Origin of the sequence: Streptomyces sp. NPDC048603 (assembly GCF_043199475.1) — a bacterium.
Classification (GTDB): domain Bacteria; phylum Actinomycetota; class Actinomycetes; order Streptomycetales; family Streptomycetaceae; genus Streptomyces.
Map to the genome: position 1 here is coordinate 550782 of NZ_JBICVY010000005.1, position 17784 is coordinate 568565.

The window sequence follows — 17784 nt, forward strand, 5'->3', positions numbered from 1 at the left end:
CGGGCCCCTACGCCCTCCAGATCACGCCGTCGGTCAAGACCACCACCGCCGGGACGAAGGTCACCGTCGCCGTGAAGGTCACCACCACCGCCGACACACCGGTCCCGAAGGTCGCCGTCACGCTCGCCGAGTCAGGATCCGGCACCGCCTCCGGCAAGATCACCACCAACGACAACGGCACGGGCACCTGGGAGTTCACCGCCGAGAAGCCCGGGACCGCCAGCGTCACCGCGACGGCCGAGGGACTGCCCGCCACGGGACTGCAGGTCCTCACGCCCAAGAACCCGGCCGCCCAGCGGATGCTGCTCGCCGGGGGCACCACCAGCATCAAGGACTCCGCCACCGTCACCGTCGGCGAGGCCACCGGCGGCGTGACGATCCGCAAGAAGGACCCCGAAGGCACCCGCCTCGTCGGCGCCGCGTTCCAGCTCCTGGACTCCGACGGCAAGCAGGTCGCCGCAGGCAAGACCGACGAACAGGGCAACCTCGTCTTCGAGAAGCTCCCCCGCCGGCACCTACCGGCTGCGCGAGACCTCCTCCGGCAGCCCCGTCCACGACCTGATCCCCGAGCAGACCATCACGATCACCGCCGGACGCACCGCCCAGGCCAACCCCCTCGACCTCGTCGACCCGTTCAAGAAGGCCCGCTTGTCGGTGAAGAAGACCGACAAGAACACCGGCAAGACCCTGCCGGGCGCGGTCATCGCCATCCGCGCAGACGAGACGGACAAGACTGGCAAGCACACCCCCGGCAAGGCGATCACCAGCCTCACCACCGGGACCGACGGCACCGCCACCGTCCCCCTCGACGTCACGCTCAAGGCAGGCACCCGCTACTGGGCCGGCGAGACCAAGGCCCCCGACGGCTACCAACTCGATCTCGCCCCGGTTGCGTTCACCGCCCGGCCCGGCGCCGACGTCACCGTCACCCTCGCCGACAAGCCCACCGAGACCACACCGCCGAGCCCGAGCACCCCGCCCGCGACGCCCCCGGCCACCAGCCCGCCGACGACGCCGCCCGGATCCCTCGCTCACACCGGCGCCGACGCCACCACCTGGCTGGCCGGCGGAGCCACCGCCCTGCTCGCCGCAGGCGGCGGCCTCTACCTGATCAACCGCCGCCGCCGTACGGGCGACACCCCCAGCTGACCCCTCGCGCTGCCGGGCTCCGCCTCCGGAGCCCGCGCCACACCGTCCCGCACCGCACAATTCCGCCCGGAGCACCCCTCATGAAGCACCGCCCCATCCTGTTCACCGCGCTCGCCCTGACCGCCGTCCTGAGCGGCCCGGCCACCACCGCCACGGCGGCCCCCTCCCCGAGCGCCGAAGCCCCCAAGGACCAGGCCGACCCCGCGTCGGCGGACAAGGCCGGACTGCGCATCGTCAAGACGGACCCCGAAGGCCAGGCTGCCCCCGGAGCTGCCTTCCAACTGCTCGACTCCGCGGGCAAGACGCTCGCCGAGGGCAAGACCGGCTCCGACGGCACCCTGGCCTTCTCCGACCTCGCCCCCGGCGTCGTGCGCCTCAAGGAGACCTCCTCCGGCAGCCCGCTGCTGGGCACCGTCCCCGACCAGGACGTCGTCGTCGCCCCCGGCGAGCCCAAGCTCCTGGCGATCACCGACCCGTACAAGTCCGCCGGCCTCACCGTCAAGGTCACCGACAAGGCCACCGGAAAGGGCCTGCCCGGAGCCATCGTCAACATCGCCCCGAAGGACGCCAAGGACGACAAGGGCGCCTTCACCCTCACCACCGGCCCGGACGGCACCGCCAAGGCCCCCCTCCCCGTCGGCAAGAAGAACGGCAGTACCTACACCGCCACCGAAACAAAGGCCCCGGACGGCTACCGCCTGGAGACCACTCCGGTGGAGATCACGGCCAAGCCCGGCGCCGAGACCACCGTGGCCCTGACCAACACGGCCACGGCCAAGCCCACCGAGGAACCGACCGGGAAGCCGACGGCCAAGCCCACCGGCGACCCCACGACCCAGCCCACGCCGACCACTTCGTCCTCGACCAGCACCGGGGAGCCCACCGGTACGCCGTCCTCCTCCAGCAGCCCGGACATCGGCACCGCGACCTCGACCCCCACCGCAACCGGCGCCAAGCCCGAAGGCTCCCTCGCCCACACCGGCGCCGACAGCACCAACGGGTGGCTACTGGCAACCGGCGGCCTTCTCCTCGCCGCCGGAGGCGGCGCCATCTACGCCGCACGCCGCCGTAAGAACAACGAGAGCGAGACCGGCACCGGCCAGCACCGGCGCACCGACGACAACTGACCTCACCACCACCGGCCCCGGGAACCAGCCAGGTTCCCGGGGCCGACTGCGTCTCGGCCCCGTCATTGTGCGAGGCGGATCAGGGGCGACCGTTCAATCCCACCGTGGCGCCCACCGCGGCCAGTAGCTGGTCCAGGGCCGCGATCGCCTTCGGGTACACATCGGCCGGTAGCTGAGCCTGGGACAGCTCGAACAGCACCTCCTCGCCAATCTCGCCGCCGTTCCCTGCGTACGTGGTGTACCAACCGCGCTGCGCGTCTGCTGGACTCAGATGTGGCACTCCAGCCACGCTGGCCTCGTCCATCTGCCGCGCGTGCGCGAGTATCGCGCCCCCGATGTCCTCGGCCATCCGCACTCGCCACTCGCCGATCAGCACCACCAGGGCCTGACGGACCTTTCGCTGCTTGCGCTTCCGCAAGTTCCGAGCCTGCTCAACCGCCTTCGCGGCGAACATCTCCAAGCGCTCGCCGGAGAACGCGTGCGGGTTGTAGGTACTGCGTGCCGTCAGCACCGCGTGCGCGTACTCGACCTCGTTGCGCATGGCCTGGACGACCTTGCGCAGCTCGACCTCTGCGGCGGCCTCCGCCTTGCCGAACTCCGTGCGGCGCGCGTTCACCCCGGACAGTAGATACGTGAACAGTACGGTCGTCGCAGCCGCGATCGGGAAGATCTGGAGGGCCGTGGCTCCCAAGGACTGGGCAAGCAACAAGGAGGTCCCCCCTCGGGACAGGCCGTAAGTGCGCGCGGAGGTTGATCCTCCGCCATCCGTGATCGACCTGACAAGGCGCCGACGTGAGCACGCGTACCCAGATTGTTTCCTTGGACAGGTCAGGGGGATCAGGCCGTCCGGGGCTGCAGTATTAACCACCCATCTCTTCGAGCGTCTGCTGGTCTTGGTAGAGCTTGGCAACAAGCAGCTTGCGCGGGTCGGCAATCGGGTAGCGTACTTTCCGATCACGCTTAGTGAACGCGCGGCCCACAGGATATTCGAGCCAGTGGTCGATACGAGTTGCTTCGATGGGCGCCGTCGGCCCACTGGTCAAGAAGATAAGGAACGGTGGGAACGAGACGGCCCAGAACTCGGTGCTGCTCATGCCCTGACCGGTGAGGTCGACCGACACGGATTGCACGACGTTTCGGAAGTAGCACAGGCCGGAGTTGGCGAGCGCCACGTGCAGCGCGAACGGTTCGATCGACGTCGGCTCGTCCGAGTGGTATGCAGTGGCCAACCGCGGCTACGCATCCAGCAGGTAGCGCGTGTCCTGTACGGCCAGCATCATGCCGAGCAACTGGCGAACGATCTTGCCCGGATTCAAGTTCGTGATGTGCTCCGAGCCGAGCTTCGTGCCGTGCTCCATCGGCAGCATGAAGGCGCCGCCCTCTCTGGCGGCAATGAAGAACAGGTCGTTATGTGGCTGACCACTGACATGGTGGAACGCCGCAGCAGCTTCCCGAAGGTGGCCGATGGTGTCATTGCGCCAGAGCGCGTACGCCTCCGGCAGACTCCGCTGACTGGCCTTGTTGTTGTCAGCCTCGCAGAGCGACGGAATCGTGTGGCCGCGCTCGAAGCTCCGAAGTACCGTCAGCGCACCGCCTTGCTCGCCGTACATGGTGATGGGCGACTCGTTGCCCGCGACTCTTGGCGGAAGGTGCTCCTCGGTCATCGGCCCGTGGTTGCCGCAGTGTCGGCACCAGTCGGAAATCGTCACCAGATGAGGTTACTGGTAATCCGGCTTTAGATCGTGGTCTCCTGCCCGCTGGCAGGACATGCTCGAGGCCCTGATGGGCCAAATTACGGGGCGGCTTGCAAGGGTGGAACCACGGCGTCGGCCCACGGGAGTTAGTGCTGGAGCTGGCGTCGGACCTGCCGCGATGATCAGGCGATATCCGAGCCGGTGGCGCCGCCGACTGTGACTCGGCGGCGTGGCCAACTGGCAAGACGGTGGTCATCGAATCTGAGACGTGGCCCCGAAGTCCGAGGCCCACAGCGCCGGCCCAAGGCTGAGTTGTCCTTGGACAGCGAAGTCAGTCGTGTGCAGGGTCCTGATCTGGGGCGACTAGGTTGAATGTCAACGAGAGGGTCGTTCAGTCGAAGGCGTGGACGATGCTCTCGATGATGGCGTGCACGCCGCTCCAGTCGCCGGTGCCGCTGTGCTGCTCGCGTTGGGCTGCCTTGATCTTCGCCTCGAACGCCTTGTGCACCAGCCCCTTGTGCGTCTTCGAAAGCGCCCCCTGGTGTCGCTGCACGGTGGGGATGAAGTTCCCCAAGTGGACTGGCATGAGGGTGCCGTCGATGGTCAGTACGTCTTTGCCGAGGTACATCTCCAGGGAACCGGCAATACCGTTCACGTCGGTCATCGAAATGGTTGAGGACGCTGAATCGGCGGTGGTGGGGTAGCTGGCCAGCAGGGGCAAGTCCGGGTAGTGCAAGGCTTTGCAGCCCGCAGGAAGTCCTTGCTTCTTCAGCTTGGCGAACGCCTCATGCCCGCCGGCGTCGTTGTCGGCGATGGCCACGAAGCGATGGGCGACGCCGGCCGCGATGAACGCGTTCACAAGGTTCACGAGCATGCCCACACCGCCCTGGGCCTTCCTTCCGGCGTAGTCGATGAAGCGTACGAAGCCCACGAGGTGCGGATGCGTGATGTGCATAGCCTCGGCGAGAAGGCGGGAGTCGGTGCTTCCCTCAGTGAGCACGATCAGCGGGGCATTATCTGGCAGGGCTGCGAGCTGGCTCTCGCGTGTGTGTCCTGCGATGGGCTGCGTCGTGTCGAGGTGCACGCAGCAGCCAGTCAACTCTCCGAGGTTCAGTCCGACCCGCGTGTTGTCGAGGGCCTGGTCGATGATCAGCCGTATCAGGCTGCGTTCCTCAACGAACCAGCGGAGCTCCTCGACGTCACTGACGGTCTCGGTGAACTGATTCTCGTACTGGAGGTACTCCTGCACCGTGGCGAACGATTCATCCGACCGGTGCGGTCGGATCGCCTCGCCAATGGCGGCGAGTAGTTCGTTGGGCTCGCGCGGGGGCCGGACGACGGTCTCCCACACCGACTCGCCCTGCGCTAGCCGTTCCCGCCGCTGCCTCTGTTCCTCGCTTTCATAGCGCTTGCGCCACTCTTCGATGCCCTCTCCCAGGTTGGCAACGGCACGACGCGAGGTGAACCCCTGCATGTTGAGACGCTGCCGCAGCGCCCGGGCGGTGGTGTAGTACCCGAGCGCGTACTCGCTCTCGGGCCCCTCGTCGCCAGGGATGACCTCGCTGCCGTCAGCGCCGATGAACTTGCGGTCGGTCTCGATGAAGAGCGCTGCCAATTCCGCGTCGTAGTGATCGCGGGCGTAGAGGAACTGGCAGTCGCCAGCGACCAGATAGGAGTAATGCCCCATCCAGGCAGGGTGCCATGCCTTGGGAACGTCGCGCCCCCATTTCCGAGTATGGCTAGTGTGCTCACCCTGCACGACTGGGTTCGCTGTCACGGAAGCCGAAACGGCTGGGTTCGCTGTCAAACGACTCGGTTGGATGTGTAGGTTCTCGCTGGCCGTGTCACATAGCGCCACCCTGACCAGTGGATTTGCAGCCGTCTCGGCAGGTACTGAGGTATCTCGGTCTCAGGACCGCGTCATTTCCTCATTGGTCAGCAACGTTCTTGGCGTGGCCGAGGGCTGGGAACAGACTGCGTGCGGTCCGCGGGCCGGGCGCGACGAACACGCCGTCCGCCTCCACGAGGATGGCGGACGGGGCGTCCTGTGTGGTGATCGTGCCTTTCACGAAGATCTTGCGGTCGTCGGTCCCTGTGATGCGGGCGGTCACCTGCAAGGGGGTCTGCAGGGGAACCGGGCCGTGGTAGTACGTCCGGAGTGAGATGGTCATGCCCGGTTTGCCGGCGGCGGCGCATGCCCATCCCATGAGTTCGTCGAGGAGCATGGCGCTGATGCCGCCGTGGCCGTAGCCGGGTGGTCCTTCGTGGGCGATGCCGAGGAGACACCGTCCGGTGACACCGCCGTCGAAGGGAGTGACGTGCATCGGGGGTGCGAGCGGGCTGCCGGCGCCGGTGACGGGGCTGTACATCCGCACGCCGCCCGGGAAGTCGTCCGCCTCGGGGATCTCCGCCGGTCCGCGGCGGCGGCAGGTGAGCTGTCCGGTGAGGGTTCGGACGGCGTCTGCCAGGTTGTTCAGGGTTTCCGGGGAGGCGGTGGTTCGGACGACGGCGTCGATGAGCAGGCGTAGCTCGTGGCCGAGGGCGGCGATCGCCTCCCGCCGGCGTTCCAGGTCCTTGACTGCGGGGTCGTGCGGGGTGGTGGTGTGGGGCGTGTTCATCAGGAGTCTCTGTGTGCGTGGTCGCGGCTGGCGACGACGAGGTCAGCGTGCGGGCCCGGCCGGGGTTGTGTCGCGGGCGAAGACGGGCTTGAGGTGTTTCTCGGGGAGGGCGTCGGGGAGCTGTTCCCAGTCGAGGACGTGGGAGACGACGCGCGCCGGGTCGACGGTGCCGGAGGCGGCGAGGGCGAGGGCGTCGGGGATGTGGGCGCGGACGTTGTCGCGGGCGATGCGCAGGGTGACGCCCGTGAGGTACATGTCGAGCAGCGGCAGCTCGCCAGGGCGGAAGTGGTTGCCCGCGGACTCGCAGATGCCCTCCGGCGCGAGGGATCCGACCGCGAGCGCGAGCTGGTCGACGCGACCAGTCGCCTCGACGGCAATGTCGAATCCGTGCCGGATCGGTTCGAGGGCCTCGGCGGTGCGGGCGCCGAAGCCCTCGGCGAGCTTGCGGTGCTCGGGATCGGGGTCGACGTAGAGGACGTCGGAGGCGCCGAGGGCGCGGGCGATGTCGCACACGTACAGGCCGATGCTGCCACGGGCGACGACCAGCACCCGGGCGCCGGGGCGGGCCTTGAGGTGGGGCGCGACCAGCCGCCAGGACAGCGACCAGTTGTCGCTGGCCGAGGCCATCGCGACCGGGTCGAGGCCGGCCGGCAGTGGGACCAGCATGGCGTCCGCGTACGGGACGCGGACCAGGTCGGAGAAGAGCCCGCCCCAGTTGCCACCGATCGGCGCGCCGTACATCGCCATGTGCGGGACCGAGGAACAGTGTGCTGTGAGCCCGCCGCGGCAGGGCTCGCAGGTGCCGCAGCTGATGGACCAGGGCACCACGACAAGGTCGCCGGGAGCGACAGTGGTCACGGCGTCGCCGACGTCGGTGACGCGGGCGACGCACTCGTGACCGAGGGCGAACGGTGGGTCGATGAAGCCGTGGCCGGCCAGGATCGCGGAGTCCACGTCGCAGGAGGTCGCGGCCACCGGGGCGACGATCGCCTCCTGATCAGACCGGAGCTTCGGGTCCGGGGCCTCGCGCCACTCGACCGTGTGGCGGGCGACGTAGGTGAGCTCACGCATCGGCCTGCTCCTTGTCCTGCTGGGCGAGGGCGACCAGGTCGGCGTAGCGGATGACGGAGCCGCCGGCTCCCCAGGTTCCGTCCGGCTGCTCGTGGATGAGCACCCACACCCGCAGAGCGTCGGCCGGGGTGAGGCCGGCCGCGGCGAGGACGGTCTTCGTCGCGTCCTGGACCAGACCGGCCTTGCGCCGTTCGGACAGAGCCCCCTGCGGCACCGTCACCTCCACGAGGAAGCGAGGCACGTCATCCTCGGCGGTCGTCTGGGCTTCCTCGGGCAGCACGTTCAGGTAGCTCCACGCCTGGGCGCGGAAGAAGGCGGTGTCGGGGCCTCCCTCCCAGCGCAGCAGGACCGCCGCGAGATCGCGCTGGACGGTGGCTCGGCCTTCCTCGGTGAGGGCACCGGTCGGCACGGTCAGCCGGATCATGGGCATGGCAGCTCCTATGACGAGTGTTATAGACGCTGGTCACGGTAGACTATGACGGACGTTATAGCCAGAGGGGAGCGCACAGGTGACCAAGAGCAGTACGCCGTCGCGCGAGCGGATCGTGGCCGGTGCCGCAGACATGATCAGCCGGCGCGGACTGAGCGCCACGAGCATCCGGGAGATGGCCAAGCATGCCAAGGCGCCGCTCGGCTCGACCTATCACTACTTCCCCGAGGGCAAGCAGCAGCTGGCCACGGAGGCCGTCCGGTTCACGGGCGAGTGGGTTGCGCGCAGCCTGCGGAAGGAGCTGGAGGCGGGTCCGGCTGCGGGCCTGAGGGCCTTCCTCGACCTGTGGCGCAAGATCGTCGTCGACAGCGATTTCCACGCCGGCTGCCCCGTCCTTGCAGTGGCCATCGAGGAGCCTCAGGACGGCGAGATCCCGCCCGCGCTCACGGCCGCGGCCGAGGTCTTCGAACAGTGGGAGGCCCTGCTGGCCGACTCGCTCCGAGCGCACGGCGCCGAAGCCGGGCAGGCCGCCCAGCTCGCCACGCTCGTCGTCGCGGCCGTCGAGGGCACGGTGGCCATGTGCCGCGCCAAGCGCAGCACCGAGCCGCTCGACCGCACCACCGAACAGCTCCAGGCCCTCATTGCCGCAGCAACCGCGAAGTGACCCGGCCCGGGTGTCCGCACCCCCGACCGGGGTGCGGACACCCGGGCCGGGCCGGCGTCACGCGCCGAGCTTGGCGCTGATGGCCTTGACCTTCTCCTCCGTGAACACGCCGGAGTCGAGGAGGGAGAGGACGGACAGCACCCCACCGCTGGAGCCCCAGCTGCCCTCGTCGATCACACGGAAGTTGACCCACCAGGTCGGCGAAGGATTCACCAGGCCGCAGGCGTCCGCCATCGCGGCCAGGATGCGCTCGATGACCGCGGTCCTGACCTCCTGCCGCCAGTCCCCGTCCATCACCGCCACGTCGATCACCATCACGTCGGCATCCGGACCGATGTCGGCGAGCAGCCGCCCGCCGATCGCCATCATGTCCGGCCGACGCTCCACGAAGTGCACCTGGAACCCGACCCGCGCGGGCGGAGCAACCTGCCCCACCTCGGGCACGAGGACCGCGTCCGTCAGCGTCTCGGCCAGCGTGCGGCGCTGCTCCTGGCTCAGTCGTCCGGTCGGGGTGTTCACGGTGATGATGGTCACGGCAGCCTCCTATGACGGTCGTTATAGATGACCTCCAGCGTACACCCGTCTATAACGACCGTCATATCGCGGCTGGTAGAGGCGTGAAAGGCGCGGCGCCGGACAAAGCGTCGACGGTCGGCCGACATGGAGCCACTGGTGTCGTGGGGCGGCTGTCTGGCAACCAGCGCCTGATTCGCCGCCGGAGTAGTAACGACGAGGCCCGCACGGCCGTCATGTACAGAGAAAGGTCACTTCCGCCGAGGGCGGCCTGGGTAAGACCCGGCGGGGCGCAGTGAGACCCTGTTCTTGAGGAAGGCAAGACGCACGGTGGCGAGGCTTGTTCCTTCGAGGTCGGCGATGGCCTGGAGCGACAGGTGGTCCTCTTCGTACCAGATGCGCCAATTGCCTCAGGGGCGTGGCAACGTGCTGGGTACGGCAGAAGCGGAGCGGGCTCCAGTCGACTGGGTGCTGGGACAGCAAGTGAATGACGTGGGCCGTGGTGGTGTTCAGGGTGCGCGCGAGCTGGGCGACGGAGAAGTCGCCGCTGGGTACGGCCCGGTGGAGCGGGGGGACAGTGACGTTTCCCGGGGCGGGTCCTGACAGAGCAAGGTAGCGCAGGGCGCGGGTGGGGAGCCGGGGTGTCCACTGGAGTGGTTCGTCGATGCTGTGCTTGTCGAGGATCGGTTGCGCGGTGTGGGTGAGCAGGTCTGCTTCGGCGGGCAGGATTCGCCAGCGGAAGCGCTCGTATTGCTGGCGCTGCGGACACGTCGGCCGGGAAGTCTCAGCTCCGTGATCAATTGGCCACGAGGCGGCCATGGGTCGTGAGATTTGGCCACGCCATTCGAGATCCCACAGCAGGCTGCGATGTTAGTTCGCCGGTGGCAGACAGGAAAGTTCCTGCAAGGGGTGGTGCGGTGGCGCAGTGCATGTCAACCTAGACGACCTTCCCAAGAATTCGGGATTTCCCCAGGTCAGAGAGGTGATGCTGGTGACCGTGGAGCTGTCGAACGCGGGGTTCCGCACCACGATTGAAAAATTGCGACTGCATAGCTGGCTCTTGGGGCCCGGCCAGCCGACCGAGGTCATCGACTGCTTCCCCGAGGCGAACGGCGACTTCACCCTCATCGTCGACGACCGGGCCGACACCCACATCTCCTCCGCCGACGGCCGGCTCTATCTCGGCTGGTTCCCCGACGGCCGCCCCGGCGCCGAGGGCGAGGGCTGGGTCCTGGCCGTCACCGGCACCGACAAGGTGCCCGGCTACCGTGTCGTCTTCGATCCGCAAACCCCGGCGCGGCTCGTGGCCGCTACCGTTTCCGAGGTGCTCGCCACAGCTCGACGGCTGTAGTGACCACGTCGCCGCCGGGGACAGCGCCTTCCGTCCTCCAGCGGCTTCCCATCGCGGCCCGTTCCCGGAGGCCGCGCGGTGCACATCCGCATCCACCGCAGTGCTTTCCACCCGTGAGGAGAACCGTGGCACCCCAACCCACGCCCGGCGCCGAGATGACCGCCGCCGACCTGATCAAACACCTGTCCGCGGTAGACCCCGCCGCCCGGGTCCGGCTCGCGATCAACCCGTTCTTCCCGATGGCCCACAAGATGGGCGCCGTGACCGTAGACACGGACCAGGACGGGCGACCGATCGTCTATCTCGCCGAGGACGCGGAGGCGGTGCAGTACGGATACCTCCCCAGGCCGGTCGCCGAGGCCCTCACCTGGATACCTCCGGTCGAGCCGCCCGCCCGTGGACGGCGGCTGCGGGCCGTCTCCGACAATGATGCGAGCCGTGAAACCCCCTGACGACAAGGAGCACTTCTGCCCCCGTCCCCTGATTCCTCTTCCTTTCCCGCGTACTGGGTCACCCCGCGCCATCTCGCCGGTGACGACGGTCTCCTTGCCGACCAGGTCGGCTCTCACCTTGCTGCTGCGGGCTGGACCAGCCTCACCCTCGTCCGGGGCCGGCGTGAGCCCGACGAGTCGGACAACGCCCGGCAGGTTCTTCGCAGCACCGTCCTGTACGTCGCTCCGGATGCACTGAGCTGGGCGCAGTGGGTGCTGGCCGACGAGCCCATCCTCCTGGGTGATCAGCCGGTGGCATGGACGGTCTCTGCCCGCGCCACCCCCGACAGCCTTCCCCAGTGGAATGCGTACTTCTCTGCTGGCACCCCGCACGAGGCCGTCACCGACTTCCTGCTCGCCTTGGAGGACCGCCCGGATCCCGCCCACGGGTACGCCGGACCGCAGGCGGTGCTCGACGCGTTGGCGGGCGGCGGCTGGCTCCGCGATGTCGACACCCCCACCGCCATGTCCGACCCGCGGCTGGCTGCCACCATCGCCTTCACGACGTTGCCGGACGAAGGCATCCAGGACGGCGACCCGCTCGTCCTCGACGCCGAGGTGGAAGCGCCGGGATGGCAGGCATGGTGCGAACCGCGGATGGGCGCCGGGCTTCTGTGGGCCGCCATGTTCTCCGCCAGCACGCCGCATGATCTCGTTGCGGCCTTCGCTGGCTCTCTGGCCTCGCCCGCACCGGTGCTGCGCCACACCTTGCCGGAGAGCAGCGAGGGCCAGCTCACCGTGCAACCGACTGTCTGATACGCCGACGGCCGGACCGTTTGGGTCCGGCCGTCGGCCTTTTGCGTCTCGCTACGGACATTGATCGATGTGCGACTCCAGCGGACCGTCGCAGTGCCTACTGACGCCCGACGCCCCGCCCGGCCTCAGCGCTCGTGCGTGAGTCGGGCAGGGAGGTAGGCCAATCGGATGCTTAGTGGGCCGTCGCCTTGGCCAGGGCGGTCTGCCCGTGGACTGTGACTTCCGCCGGACTGCCGGAGACGACCAGGAGCACAGCCCCGTCGCGAATCACGGTCTGCTGGACGACGGTGCGCCGCCCGCCGACGGTGACGGTGAGGACCTGCCCCCACTGCTCGTCACCGAGACGGGGCACCGGCACCGCCTGGGTGCGGACCTCGGCCACGGTGGTGGCGGTGACCAGCTGGTAAGACGGGCAGGCGCCCATCGCGGTCATGATCCGCCCGACTCCTACGGAAAGGTCCTTGGGCGGTGCGGAGTACAGCTCCTCGGTCAGCTGGGTGCCGCCGGGGCCGGCGAACACCCGCTTCCCCTGGTTCGGGAACATCGCGTACGGGTTGTCCACGTCGCTGCCCAACTGCTCCAGTTGGGGGCAGCCCTCGACGGACGCCTCGGACGAAGCCGTGGTTGCGGCGGGGCGGGCGGCGTAGCCGGTGCCGAGATCGTCGGCGGTGAGCAGCCGTGCCGCCAACTGCTCCGACGGCAGCACTTCGTGGTCAACGCCGACAGGTATGGGCGTCTCCGCTTGCGTCCCGGCGGGTGAGCTGTCGGAGGGTGGGGCGGAGCAGCCGGTCAGGGTCCAGAGGGCGAGGCAGGTGCTGGTGAGGATGGCGGAATGGTGCAGGCGCATACGGGTTCCCTGGGTCGGATGCGAGTGGGCTGACCGTGGCCGCTCCTCCGAGCGACAGGGCAGGAATACAGGGGGTCCAGGGGGACGTGAGGCGCCGGATCAGTGGTCGAGGGAGCGTAGGCCCTCCTTGAGCGTGCCGAACTTGCCGTTGCTCGGGCCGCTGTTGCGGTTGTACCAGGCCACGTCCAGGCGCGGCTCCACGGTCTCGTGGCCGGCGCGGCAGCGCAGCCAGATCCGGCCCTGGGTGCACAGGATGACCCAGTCCCGGTACGCCTGGCACTGCGGGCAGGCGCGGACCTCACCCTCGACGACCAGGGGGCGCCGCCACGGCATGAACCGGCCGGCCAGCTCGTCGTCGGTGTCCATCCGGAAGTCCGGCGGCAGGAAGTCGTCCACCACCGGGGCGGCCGGAGCGGGTTCGGGCGCCGGCTGGGCGGGCTCGGGCCACTGCGGCTCCGGGTACGCCAGCCACGGGACGCCCGCCGGCCCCATCTCCCCACGCTCCTGCTTCGCCTTCCTGCGACCGAACACTTGGGCTCCCCTCCCAGAGTTGGCTCCCGCACACGGCGGCGGGTCATGAAGCGTGCCCCACCGCCCCCATCTGCGGCAACTCACGAATTCCTGAAAGCCCGGTCACCTTCGGCGGCGCTGCGGGCCCTTCGCGGCCGGGTTCCCGGCCTTCTGCGGCGCAGGGTCCGACGGGACAGATCCGTCGCCGGGCAGAGGCGTCGCCTGGGCGTCGGCCGGCAGGTCCGCCGCGCGGCGCAGCCGCCACACCAGCACGTCGGACACCGACTCGGCGCTCGCCAGCTCCCGGCGGGCAGCCGCATCGGCCAGCAGGACGGTGGCGTCGTACCCGGCTGCCTCGGCATCGGCCAGGGTCGCCGCCAGCGCCGCCCACCCGGCTTCCGCCAGGACCTGCTCCGCCAGCGCTGACGGAAGTGCTTCCCGGACCCGTAGGACCTGGCGGCGCAGCACCGGAAGAGCCAGCGACCGGCCCCGTACGGCGAGCACGCTCATCGGCTGCGCGGCGGCGGCCCGGTAGGCCGTGCGCAGGTGCTCGGCGGCCAGCTGCGCGGCGGCGGCCTGCTGGGCGTGTGCCTTCTTCCCGTGCCAGTGCGCTGCCACGGTCACCAGGAAGAACACGGCGTCGATCACCATCGCGGTGGTCGCCCCGTCCTCTCCCCGCCCGAGCGCAGGACCGCTGTAGACGAGGTCACGGGCAGCCTGACGAAGAGCCCGGTCGTGCCCGCGTTCGGCCCGCACGTGCGATCGGGAGGCCCGCTCGAAGGCGAAGGCGGCCTCGCGCAGTTCGCGCCGGGTGTGGGCGGCGGACGTCTTCGCGAGCGCGTCCAGGACCTCACCGGCAGCCGCGATGTACGCCGCGGCCACCGCGTCGTCCGCCCCGTCCATGACCAGCACCGCCTGCCACAGCGCCGTACTCGCCCGGCGCCGCGCGGATGCGGGACCCGACGGCACCGTCTGCTCGGCGGCCCGGCTGCCGGTCAGGCGGCCTGACCAACGCTCCCGGATCCGCGGCAGGGAGAGGTCCGGGCCCAGCTTCGAGCCGGGGTAGAAGACCGGTTCCCCTTGGGCGTTGACGTCTCCGGGCAGCGCGACCGTGTACCCCAGGAGGTCACCGGACGGTGCGACGCGGGTGCGCACCATGACGCCGGCGGCGCCCAGGCGGTCGAAGAACTCCTTCTCGCTCTCGGCGCCGGCCACGGCCCGCCGGACGGTCTCGCGCAGTTCCTCGCGGGCGGTGCGCTCGCGGCCCTGGCGGGCGGCCTTGTGGCGTTCGGCGCTGGTGGGACGCTTGGCGGCGGTGCCGTCACCGGGGTTGAGGCGGCGCAGCCCGAGTTCCTGCTCCAGGCGGCGGGCTTCGTCCTGGACGCGGACGGCGTCGAAGTCGAGGTCCGGCCGGTAGCCGTCCTCACGGACCAGGGTGGCCAGGATGTGGATGTGGTCGTCGGCGTGCCGGACGGCGACCCAGCGGCAGCCCGAGCCTTGCTCAGGGTCGTCGATGCCGGCGGCGGCGACCATGCGGCGGGCCACGTCGCCCCACTCCTGGTCGGACAGGATCCGGTCGGTGGGGCCGTTGCGTACTGACAGGTGCCACACGTGCTTCTTCGGGCGCTCGTTCTCGTCGAGCAGGGCCAGGGGCTGGTCGAGGAGCTGCTGCAGCTGCTTGTACGTGGCCTCGGGGTCGCGGCCGGGGTCGGGGGCGGCGTGGTCCCAGGACGCCACCAGGTGCGGGTCGACGTGTTCTTCGGCCTTGCCGGGTCCGTACAGGTAGTACAGAAGGCCGATGGTGCGCTGCCCGCGCTTGTGGATCCTAGGGACCATGACGGTGGGGTGTTCCTAGCGGTGTTCGAGGAGTCGGTCGGTGGCAGCCTGGACCCGGTCGGTGGCCCGGCGCACGGCGGTCAGCACCGCGTCGAGGTTGGCGTCCGCCGGTCGGTCGCCGGAGTTGATGGCCCTGGCCACCTGGTTGAGGTTGTTGCCGACGTGGCCGAGGTGGCGTCGGGCGGCGAACATCTCCGAGATCAGCTCACGTTCGCCGGCGATGGCGCCGGCGGCATGCTCGGGGTCGCGAGCGGCGGCGAGGGCGCTGCGGGCGAGGAACGCGGGCAGGCTCGTGCGGGCTGCTGCGGCAGCTGTGGCGAGGCGATGCTTCTCGTCGTCGTTGAGGCGGACGCTGCACACGTAGCTGCGCTTGTCGGCGGCGGTCTTCGGCGAGCGCTTGCGCGAGGCGTTCTTCGTGGCGCGGCGGTTGCGTCGCGGTGCGGGCTTCTCCTCCGGCTGCGATCCGCCCTCGGTCGCTGCCTGGTGGACCGGTGCCCCCTGGCTCCGGTCCGCTCCCGTCCCTCCTGGGGCGGGTTTGGCCAAGACGCTCTTCCCCGACGGGGAAGAGCGTCTTGGCCGATAACTTGCTCCTCCTGGGAGCGAGTTGGTGTCGGAGGAACGGCCGTCATGGCCGGGCGATTCGGTCGGTCCGTCGGGCCGGTTCTGCTCCGCCGCCGGCGGGTTCTCGGCTGTGGTCATGTGCGATTTGGCCCCTTTCGGAAGGTCAGGTGCGGGAACGGGGCGGCGGCCCGGGCGCTGCTCCGGGCCGCCGTACGGGCAGGGGGTAGCTCACGTGCACAGGGGGCAGCGCGAGTAATGGCGGGCGAGGGCCCTGGCCATGTTCTGCTTCACCGCCAGGGCGTGACGCGTGCTCGACTTCGAGGCGTTGCTGCCCGCGTGAAGGGCGGCATGGCCGCGCAGGAAGGCGATGTCGCGTTCGTATCCGGCCTTCAAGTCGGTGAATCGGTCGCACGTCTTCATCAGCGGGTGGCTCCTTCGGAGGATGTGGTGGAGGCGGTGGCGGCACGAAGCGAGGTCAAGACGGGACCGATGTGCTCGTTGCCGAGGGGGATTCCGCGGGCACGCATGATGCTCCGCAGCTGCGCCCTGGTGATCTGCTCGTTCCCCTCGGCCGCCAGGACCGCGGGGACGTCTGGGAGGACGAGTTCGACGACCTCGGCCTCGGACAGGCGACGCGGTCCGGTCCGGCGGTCCGACCGTCCGGTGTGCACCCTGGCTCGGACGGTCCCGGGGCGGACCGGTCCGGTCCTGCTCCGATTCGGTCCGGGTTTCGGTCCGGGGTGGGGCGGTCCGGTGGGGGTGTCGGTCCGGTCCGGGTTGGGGCCGGTCTGGGTTTCCGTACGGTCCGGGTGTCCGGCGGTCCGGCTTGGGTCCGGGTTCGGTCCGGGTTTCGGTCCGGGGTGGGGCGGTCCGGTGGGGGTGTCGGTCCGGTCCGGGTTGGGGCCGGTCTGGGTTTCCGTGCGGTCCGGGTGTCCGGCGGTCCCGCTCGGTCCCGACTCGGTCCGGGTTTCGGTCTGGCTGTTCCGGACCGGCCTGGCGACGCGCTGCTGGATCTGCCTCATCAGGACTCCGAAGGCGAGCATGGCCCCGGTCGGTGGGACCGCCGCGACCAGGTAGTCCAGGAGCGGGACCGGGCCGCTTGTGGTGCCGTTCACGCCGGCCACGTTCAGGGCGATCGATCCGAGTGACCCGACGGCCGTCAGTCCGACCGCCCACCAGTCCGTCACCCGGCGAAGTCCGGCCCGCAGCATCAGGAGTTCGCCAGCCACGATGAACATGTCCAGCGTGGCGGGCCAGGCCCACTGCCTGATGGGCGAGCGGTCAAGGCCGTGTCGCCCTGCGACTTCGGCGAGGTGGGCGTAGGAGAGCCAGAATCCGGCGCCGGTCAGGACGATGATCACTGACCCGGCAGCGATCAGGGCGTATCGGTCGGCGGTCTCCTCGGTCAAGGGCTCCCTTTCTCCGAACTCGCTGGGGGGTGTGGTGTGCGTCCGCCGGTGGTGGGGTGGGCGGGAGGTAGCGTCGGGCAGTTCAGGCCGCCTTCTTCAGAGCGTCGATCAGTTCGTGCGTCTGGGCCTGGCGGGGCACCTGGCAGAACGTTTCCTCGGGGTCGGTCTCGCTGCTGGCCTCCTCGCCCTGGTCCGGGGCGCCGGCTTCTTCGCTGTCCGCGGCCGGGACCTTCCAGTACCGGTCGCGGTCGGCCACCGCGTGGCGGGCCTCGCGCAGGAGGTCGCGGGCGTGGTCGAGGTCGACCGCAAGGGCGTAGGCCAGCCGCGACGCGCTCCATCCACGCACGTGGGCGGCTCGGGCGACGGCATCGCGTTCAGCGGCGGAGAGATGGACATCCCGGCCCATGAGGGCGGCGCGGACCCGCTGGTAGTCGAGCCGCTTGGCGACCTTGGCACGCCAGGGCTTCCGTTCCGCCTCGGTCAGCCCGCCCCACAGGCCCCACCGGATGTCGTTGTCCAGGGCGTGGCTGAAGCAAGCCTGCCGTACGGGGCAAGCGCCGCACAGGGTCTTGGCCTCGGCGATGGCGGTGTGGGCCCGCGGCGCTGGGAAGAACAGCCGGTCAGCTTCGGCAGGGTCGAGGTCGCGGCAGTTCTTTTGGTCGTGCCACGAGATGTCGGCGATGCCGCGCAGGTCGGGGACGGGCTGGGTGTTGGTGGTGATGTGGCGCATGGGATGGGTCTCCAGGGCATGCCGGGC

General features: G+C 69.7%; 22 protein-coding genes and 1 pseudogene. 7 read left to right on the plus strand and 16 right to left on the minus strand.

The genetic code is table 11. From position 1 onward, the window contains the following. Positions 1–7: 7 nt before the first annotated feature. Positions 8–385, minus strand: a complete 378-nt coding sequence (locus ACGFQ9_RS15315) for a hypothetical protein (protein ID WP_393574313.1) — start codon at positions 383–385, stop codon at positions 8–10. On the opposite strand from ACGFQ9_RS15315, the pseudogene ACGFQ9_RS15320 reads away from it, so the two are divergent. The 3 genes and pseudogenes from ACGFQ9_RS15320 to ACGFQ9_RS15330 form a co-directional block, all read left to right on the plus strand. Next, positions 372–446, plus strand: a pseudogene (locus tag ACGFQ9_RS15320) (hypothetical protein); the annotation flags it as partial. The gene ACGFQ9_RS15315 and the pseudogene ACGFQ9_RS15320 sit on opposite strands and share 14 nt — an antisense overlap. 208 nt (positions 447–654) lie before the next feature. Next, on the plus strand, positions 655–1149 hold the full coding sequence (locus ACGFQ9_RS15325; RefSeq protein ID WP_393574309.1) for a prealbumin-like fold domain-containing protein: 495 nt from the start codon (positions 655–657) through the stop codon (positions 1147–1149). 80 nt (positions 1150–1229) lie between these two features. After that, entirely contained in the window at positions 1230–2276 is a 1047-nt protein-coding gene (locus tag ACGFQ9_RS15330; RefSeq protein WP_393574310.1) for a collagen binding domain-containing protein, read from the plus strand. A gap of 79 nt (positions 2277–2355) precedes the next feature. On the opposite strand, the gene ACGFQ9_RS15335 is transcribed toward ACGFQ9_RS15330, so the two are convergent. The 7 genes from ACGFQ9_RS15335 to ACGFQ9_RS15365 form a co-directional block, all read right to left on the minus strand. Then, complete coding sequence (locus tag ACGFQ9_RS15335) at positions 2356–2985, minus strand: hypothetical protein (RefSeq protein WP_393574240.1); 630 nt, start codon at positions 2983–2985, stop codon at positions 2356–2358. Between the two features lie 151 nt (positions 2986–3136). After that, complete coding sequence (locus ACGFQ9_RS15340) at positions 3137–3505, minus strand: hypothetical protein (RefSeq protein ID WP_393574241.1); 369 nt, start codon at positions 3503–3505, stop codon at positions 3137–3139. A gap of 6 nt (positions 3506–3511) precedes the next feature. After that, the gene (locus ACGFQ9_RS15345; protein WP_393574242.1) at positions 3512–3985 is read right to left on the minus strand and encodes a hypothetical protein; all 474 of its coding nucleotides are present in this window, start codon (positions 3983–3985) and stop codon (positions 3512–3514) included. 376 nt (positions 3986–4361) lie between these two features. Further along, a complete protein-coding gene (locus ACGFQ9_RS15350; protein ID WP_393574243.1) occupies positions 4362–5657 on the minus strand; it encodes a HEPN/Toprim-associated domain-containing protein in 1296 nt (431 codons plus the stop codon). 241 nt (positions 5658–5898) lie between these two features. Continuing rightward, positions 5899–6588: a PaaI family thioesterase gene (locus ACGFQ9_RS15355; RefSeq protein ID WP_393574244.1), complete on the minus strand. Its 690-nt coding sequence runs from the start codon at positions 6586–6588 to the stop codon at positions 5899–5901. A gap of 42 nt (positions 6589–6630) precedes the next feature. After that, positions 6631–7659 carry a zinc-binding dehydrogenase gene (locus tag ACGFQ9_RS15360; protein WP_393574245.1) on the minus strand — a complete coding sequence of 343 codons (1029 nt, stop codon included), beginning with the start codon at positions 7657–7659 and terminating at the stop codon, positions 6631–6633. Continuing rightward, the gene (locus tag ACGFQ9_RS15365; protein ID WP_393574246.1) at positions 7652–8089 is read right to left on the minus strand and encodes a 4-oxalocrotonate tautomerase family protein; all 438 of its coding nucleotides are present in this window, start codon (positions 8087–8089) and stop codon (positions 7652–7654) included. The genes ACGFQ9_RS15360 and ACGFQ9_RS15365 overlap by 8 nt, the downstream gene beginning before the upstream one ends. A 79-nt stretch (positions 8090–8168) precedes the next feature. Between ACGFQ9_RS15365 and ACGFQ9_RS15370 the strand changes: the two genes are divergently transcribed. Further along, positions 8169–8753 carry a TetR/AcrR family transcriptional regulator gene (locus ACGFQ9_RS15370; protein ID WP_393574247.1) on the plus strand — a complete coding sequence of 195 codons (585 nt, stop codon included), beginning with the start codon at positions 8169–8171 and terminating at the stop codon, positions 8751–8753. A 57-nt stretch (positions 8754–8810) separates the two neighbouring features. Here the strand turns inward: ACGFQ9_RS15370 and ACGFQ9_RS15375 are convergent, their stop codons facing one another. Further along, positions 8811–9287: a 4-oxalocrotonate tautomerase family protein gene (locus ACGFQ9_RS15375; RefSeq protein WP_393574248.1), complete on the minus strand. Its 477-nt coding sequence runs from the start codon at positions 9285–9287 to the stop codon at positions 8811–8813. 970 nt (positions 9288–10257) lie between these two features. On the opposite strand from ACGFQ9_RS15375, the gene ACGFQ9_RS15380 reads away from it, so the two are divergent. From ACGFQ9_RS15380 to ACGFQ9_RS15390, 3 genes are all read left to right on the plus strand, one after another. After that, positions 10258–10617 carry a DUF317 domain-containing protein gene (locus ACGFQ9_RS15380; RefSeq protein ID WP_393574249.1) on the plus strand — a complete coding sequence of 120 codons (360 nt, stop codon included), beginning with the start codon at positions 10258–10260 and terminating at the stop codon, positions 10615–10617. Positions 10618–10772: 155 nt separating this feature from the next. Further along, a complete protein-coding gene (locus ACGFQ9_RS15385) occupies positions 10773–11069 on the plus strand; it encodes a hypothetical protein (protein WP_393574311.1) in 297 nt (98 codons plus the stop codon). Positions 11070–11303: 234 nt separating this feature from the next. Continuing rightward, positions 11304–11864: a DUF317 domain-containing protein gene (locus ACGFQ9_RS15390; protein WP_393574312.1), complete on the plus strand. Its 561-nt coding sequence runs from the start codon at positions 11304–11306 to the stop codon at positions 11862–11864. Between the two features lie 172 nt (positions 11865–12036). Here the strand turns inward: ACGFQ9_RS15390 and ACGFQ9_RS15395 are convergent, their stop codons facing one another. The 7 genes from ACGFQ9_RS15395 to ACGFQ9_RS15425 form a co-directional block, all read right to left on the minus strand. Continuing rightward, positions 12037–12711, minus strand: a complete 675-nt coding sequence (locus ACGFQ9_RS15395) for a hypothetical protein (protein WP_393574250.1) — start codon at positions 12709–12711, stop codon at positions 12037–12039. A gap of 99 nt (positions 12712–12810) precedes the next feature. After that, on the minus strand, positions 12811–13242 hold the full coding sequence (locus tag ACGFQ9_RS15400) for a hypothetical protein (RefSeq protein ID WP_393574251.1): 432 nt from the start codon (positions 13240–13242) through the stop codon (positions 12811–12813). A 102-nt stretch (positions 13243–13344) separates the two neighbouring features. Further along, positions 13345–15057 (minus strand): relaxase/mobilization nuclease domain-containing protein, encoded by a 1713-nt coding sequence (locus ACGFQ9_RS15405; protein WP_393574252.1) that lies wholly within the window; start codon positions 15055–15057, stop codon positions 13345–13347. A gap of 15 nt (positions 15058–15072) precedes the next feature. Beyond that, positions 15073–15600, minus strand: a complete 528-nt coding sequence (locus ACGFQ9_RS15410; protein ID WP_393574253.1) for a plasmid mobilization protein — start codon at positions 15598–15600, stop codon at positions 15073–15075. Positions 15601–15846: 246 nt separating this feature from the next. Continuing rightward, positions 15847–16038: a hypothetical protein gene (locus tag ACGFQ9_RS15415; RefSeq protein ID WP_393574254.1), complete on the minus strand. Its 192-nt coding sequence runs from the start codon at positions 16036–16038 to the stop codon at positions 15847–15849. Further along, positions 16038–17027: a DUF2637 domain-containing protein gene (locus ACGFQ9_RS15420; RefSeq protein WP_393574255.1), complete on the minus strand. Its 990-nt coding sequence runs from the start codon at positions 17025–17027 to the stop codon at positions 16038–16040. Before ACGFQ9_RS15420 ends, ACGFQ9_RS15415 begins: the two co-directional genes overlap by 1 nt. A gap of 82 nt (positions 17028–17109) precedes the next feature. Then, positions 17110–17757, minus strand: a complete 648-nt coding sequence (locus tag ACGFQ9_RS15425) for a WhiB family transcriptional regulator (protein ID WP_393574256.1) — start codon at positions 17755–17757, stop codon at positions 17110–17112. Positions 17758–17784 lie beyond the last annotated feature (27 nt).

Coding starts and splice junctions, on each gene's coding strand:
- ACGFQ9_RS15395 (WP_393574250.1), bottom strand. CDS start 12,711: ATGCGCCTGCACCATTCCGCCATCCTCACCAGCACCTGCCTCGCCCTC.
- ACGFQ9_RS15355 (WP_393574244.1), bottom strand. CDS start 6,588: ATGAACACGCCCCACACCACCACCCCGCACGACCCCGCAGTCAAGGAC.
- ACGFQ9_RS15385 (WP_393574311.1), top strand. CDS start 10,773: ATGACCGCCGCCGACCTGATCAAACACCTGTCCGCGGTAGACCCCGCC.
- ACGFQ9_RS15350 (WP_393574243.1), bottom strand. CDS start 5,657: ATGGGGCATTACTCCTATCTGGTCGCTGGCGACTGCCAGTTCCTCTAC.
- ACGFQ9_RS15360 (WP_393574245.1), bottom strand. CDS start 7,659: ATGCGTGAGCTCACCTACGTCGCCCGCCACACGGTCGAGTGGCGCGAG.
- ACGFQ9_RS15415 (WP_393574254.1), bottom strand. CDS start 16,038: ATGAAGACGTGCGACCGATTCACCGACTTGAAGGCCGGATACGAACGC.
- ACGFQ9_RS15365 (WP_393574246.1), bottom strand. CDS start 8,089: ATGCCCATGATCCGGCTGACCGTGCCGACCGGTGCCCTCACCGAGGAA.
- ACGFQ9_RS15330 (WP_393574310.1), top strand. CDS start 1,230: ATGAAGCACCGCCCCATCCTGTTCACCGCGCTCGCCCTGACCGCCGTC.
- ACGFQ9_RS15425 (WP_393574256.1), bottom strand. CDS start 17,757: ATGCGCCACATCACCACCAACACCCAGCCCGTCCCCGACCTGCGCGGC.
- ACGFQ9_RS15405 (WP_393574252.1), bottom strand. CDS start 15,057: ATGGTCCCTAGGATCCACAAGCGCGGGCAGCGCACCATCGGCCTTCTG.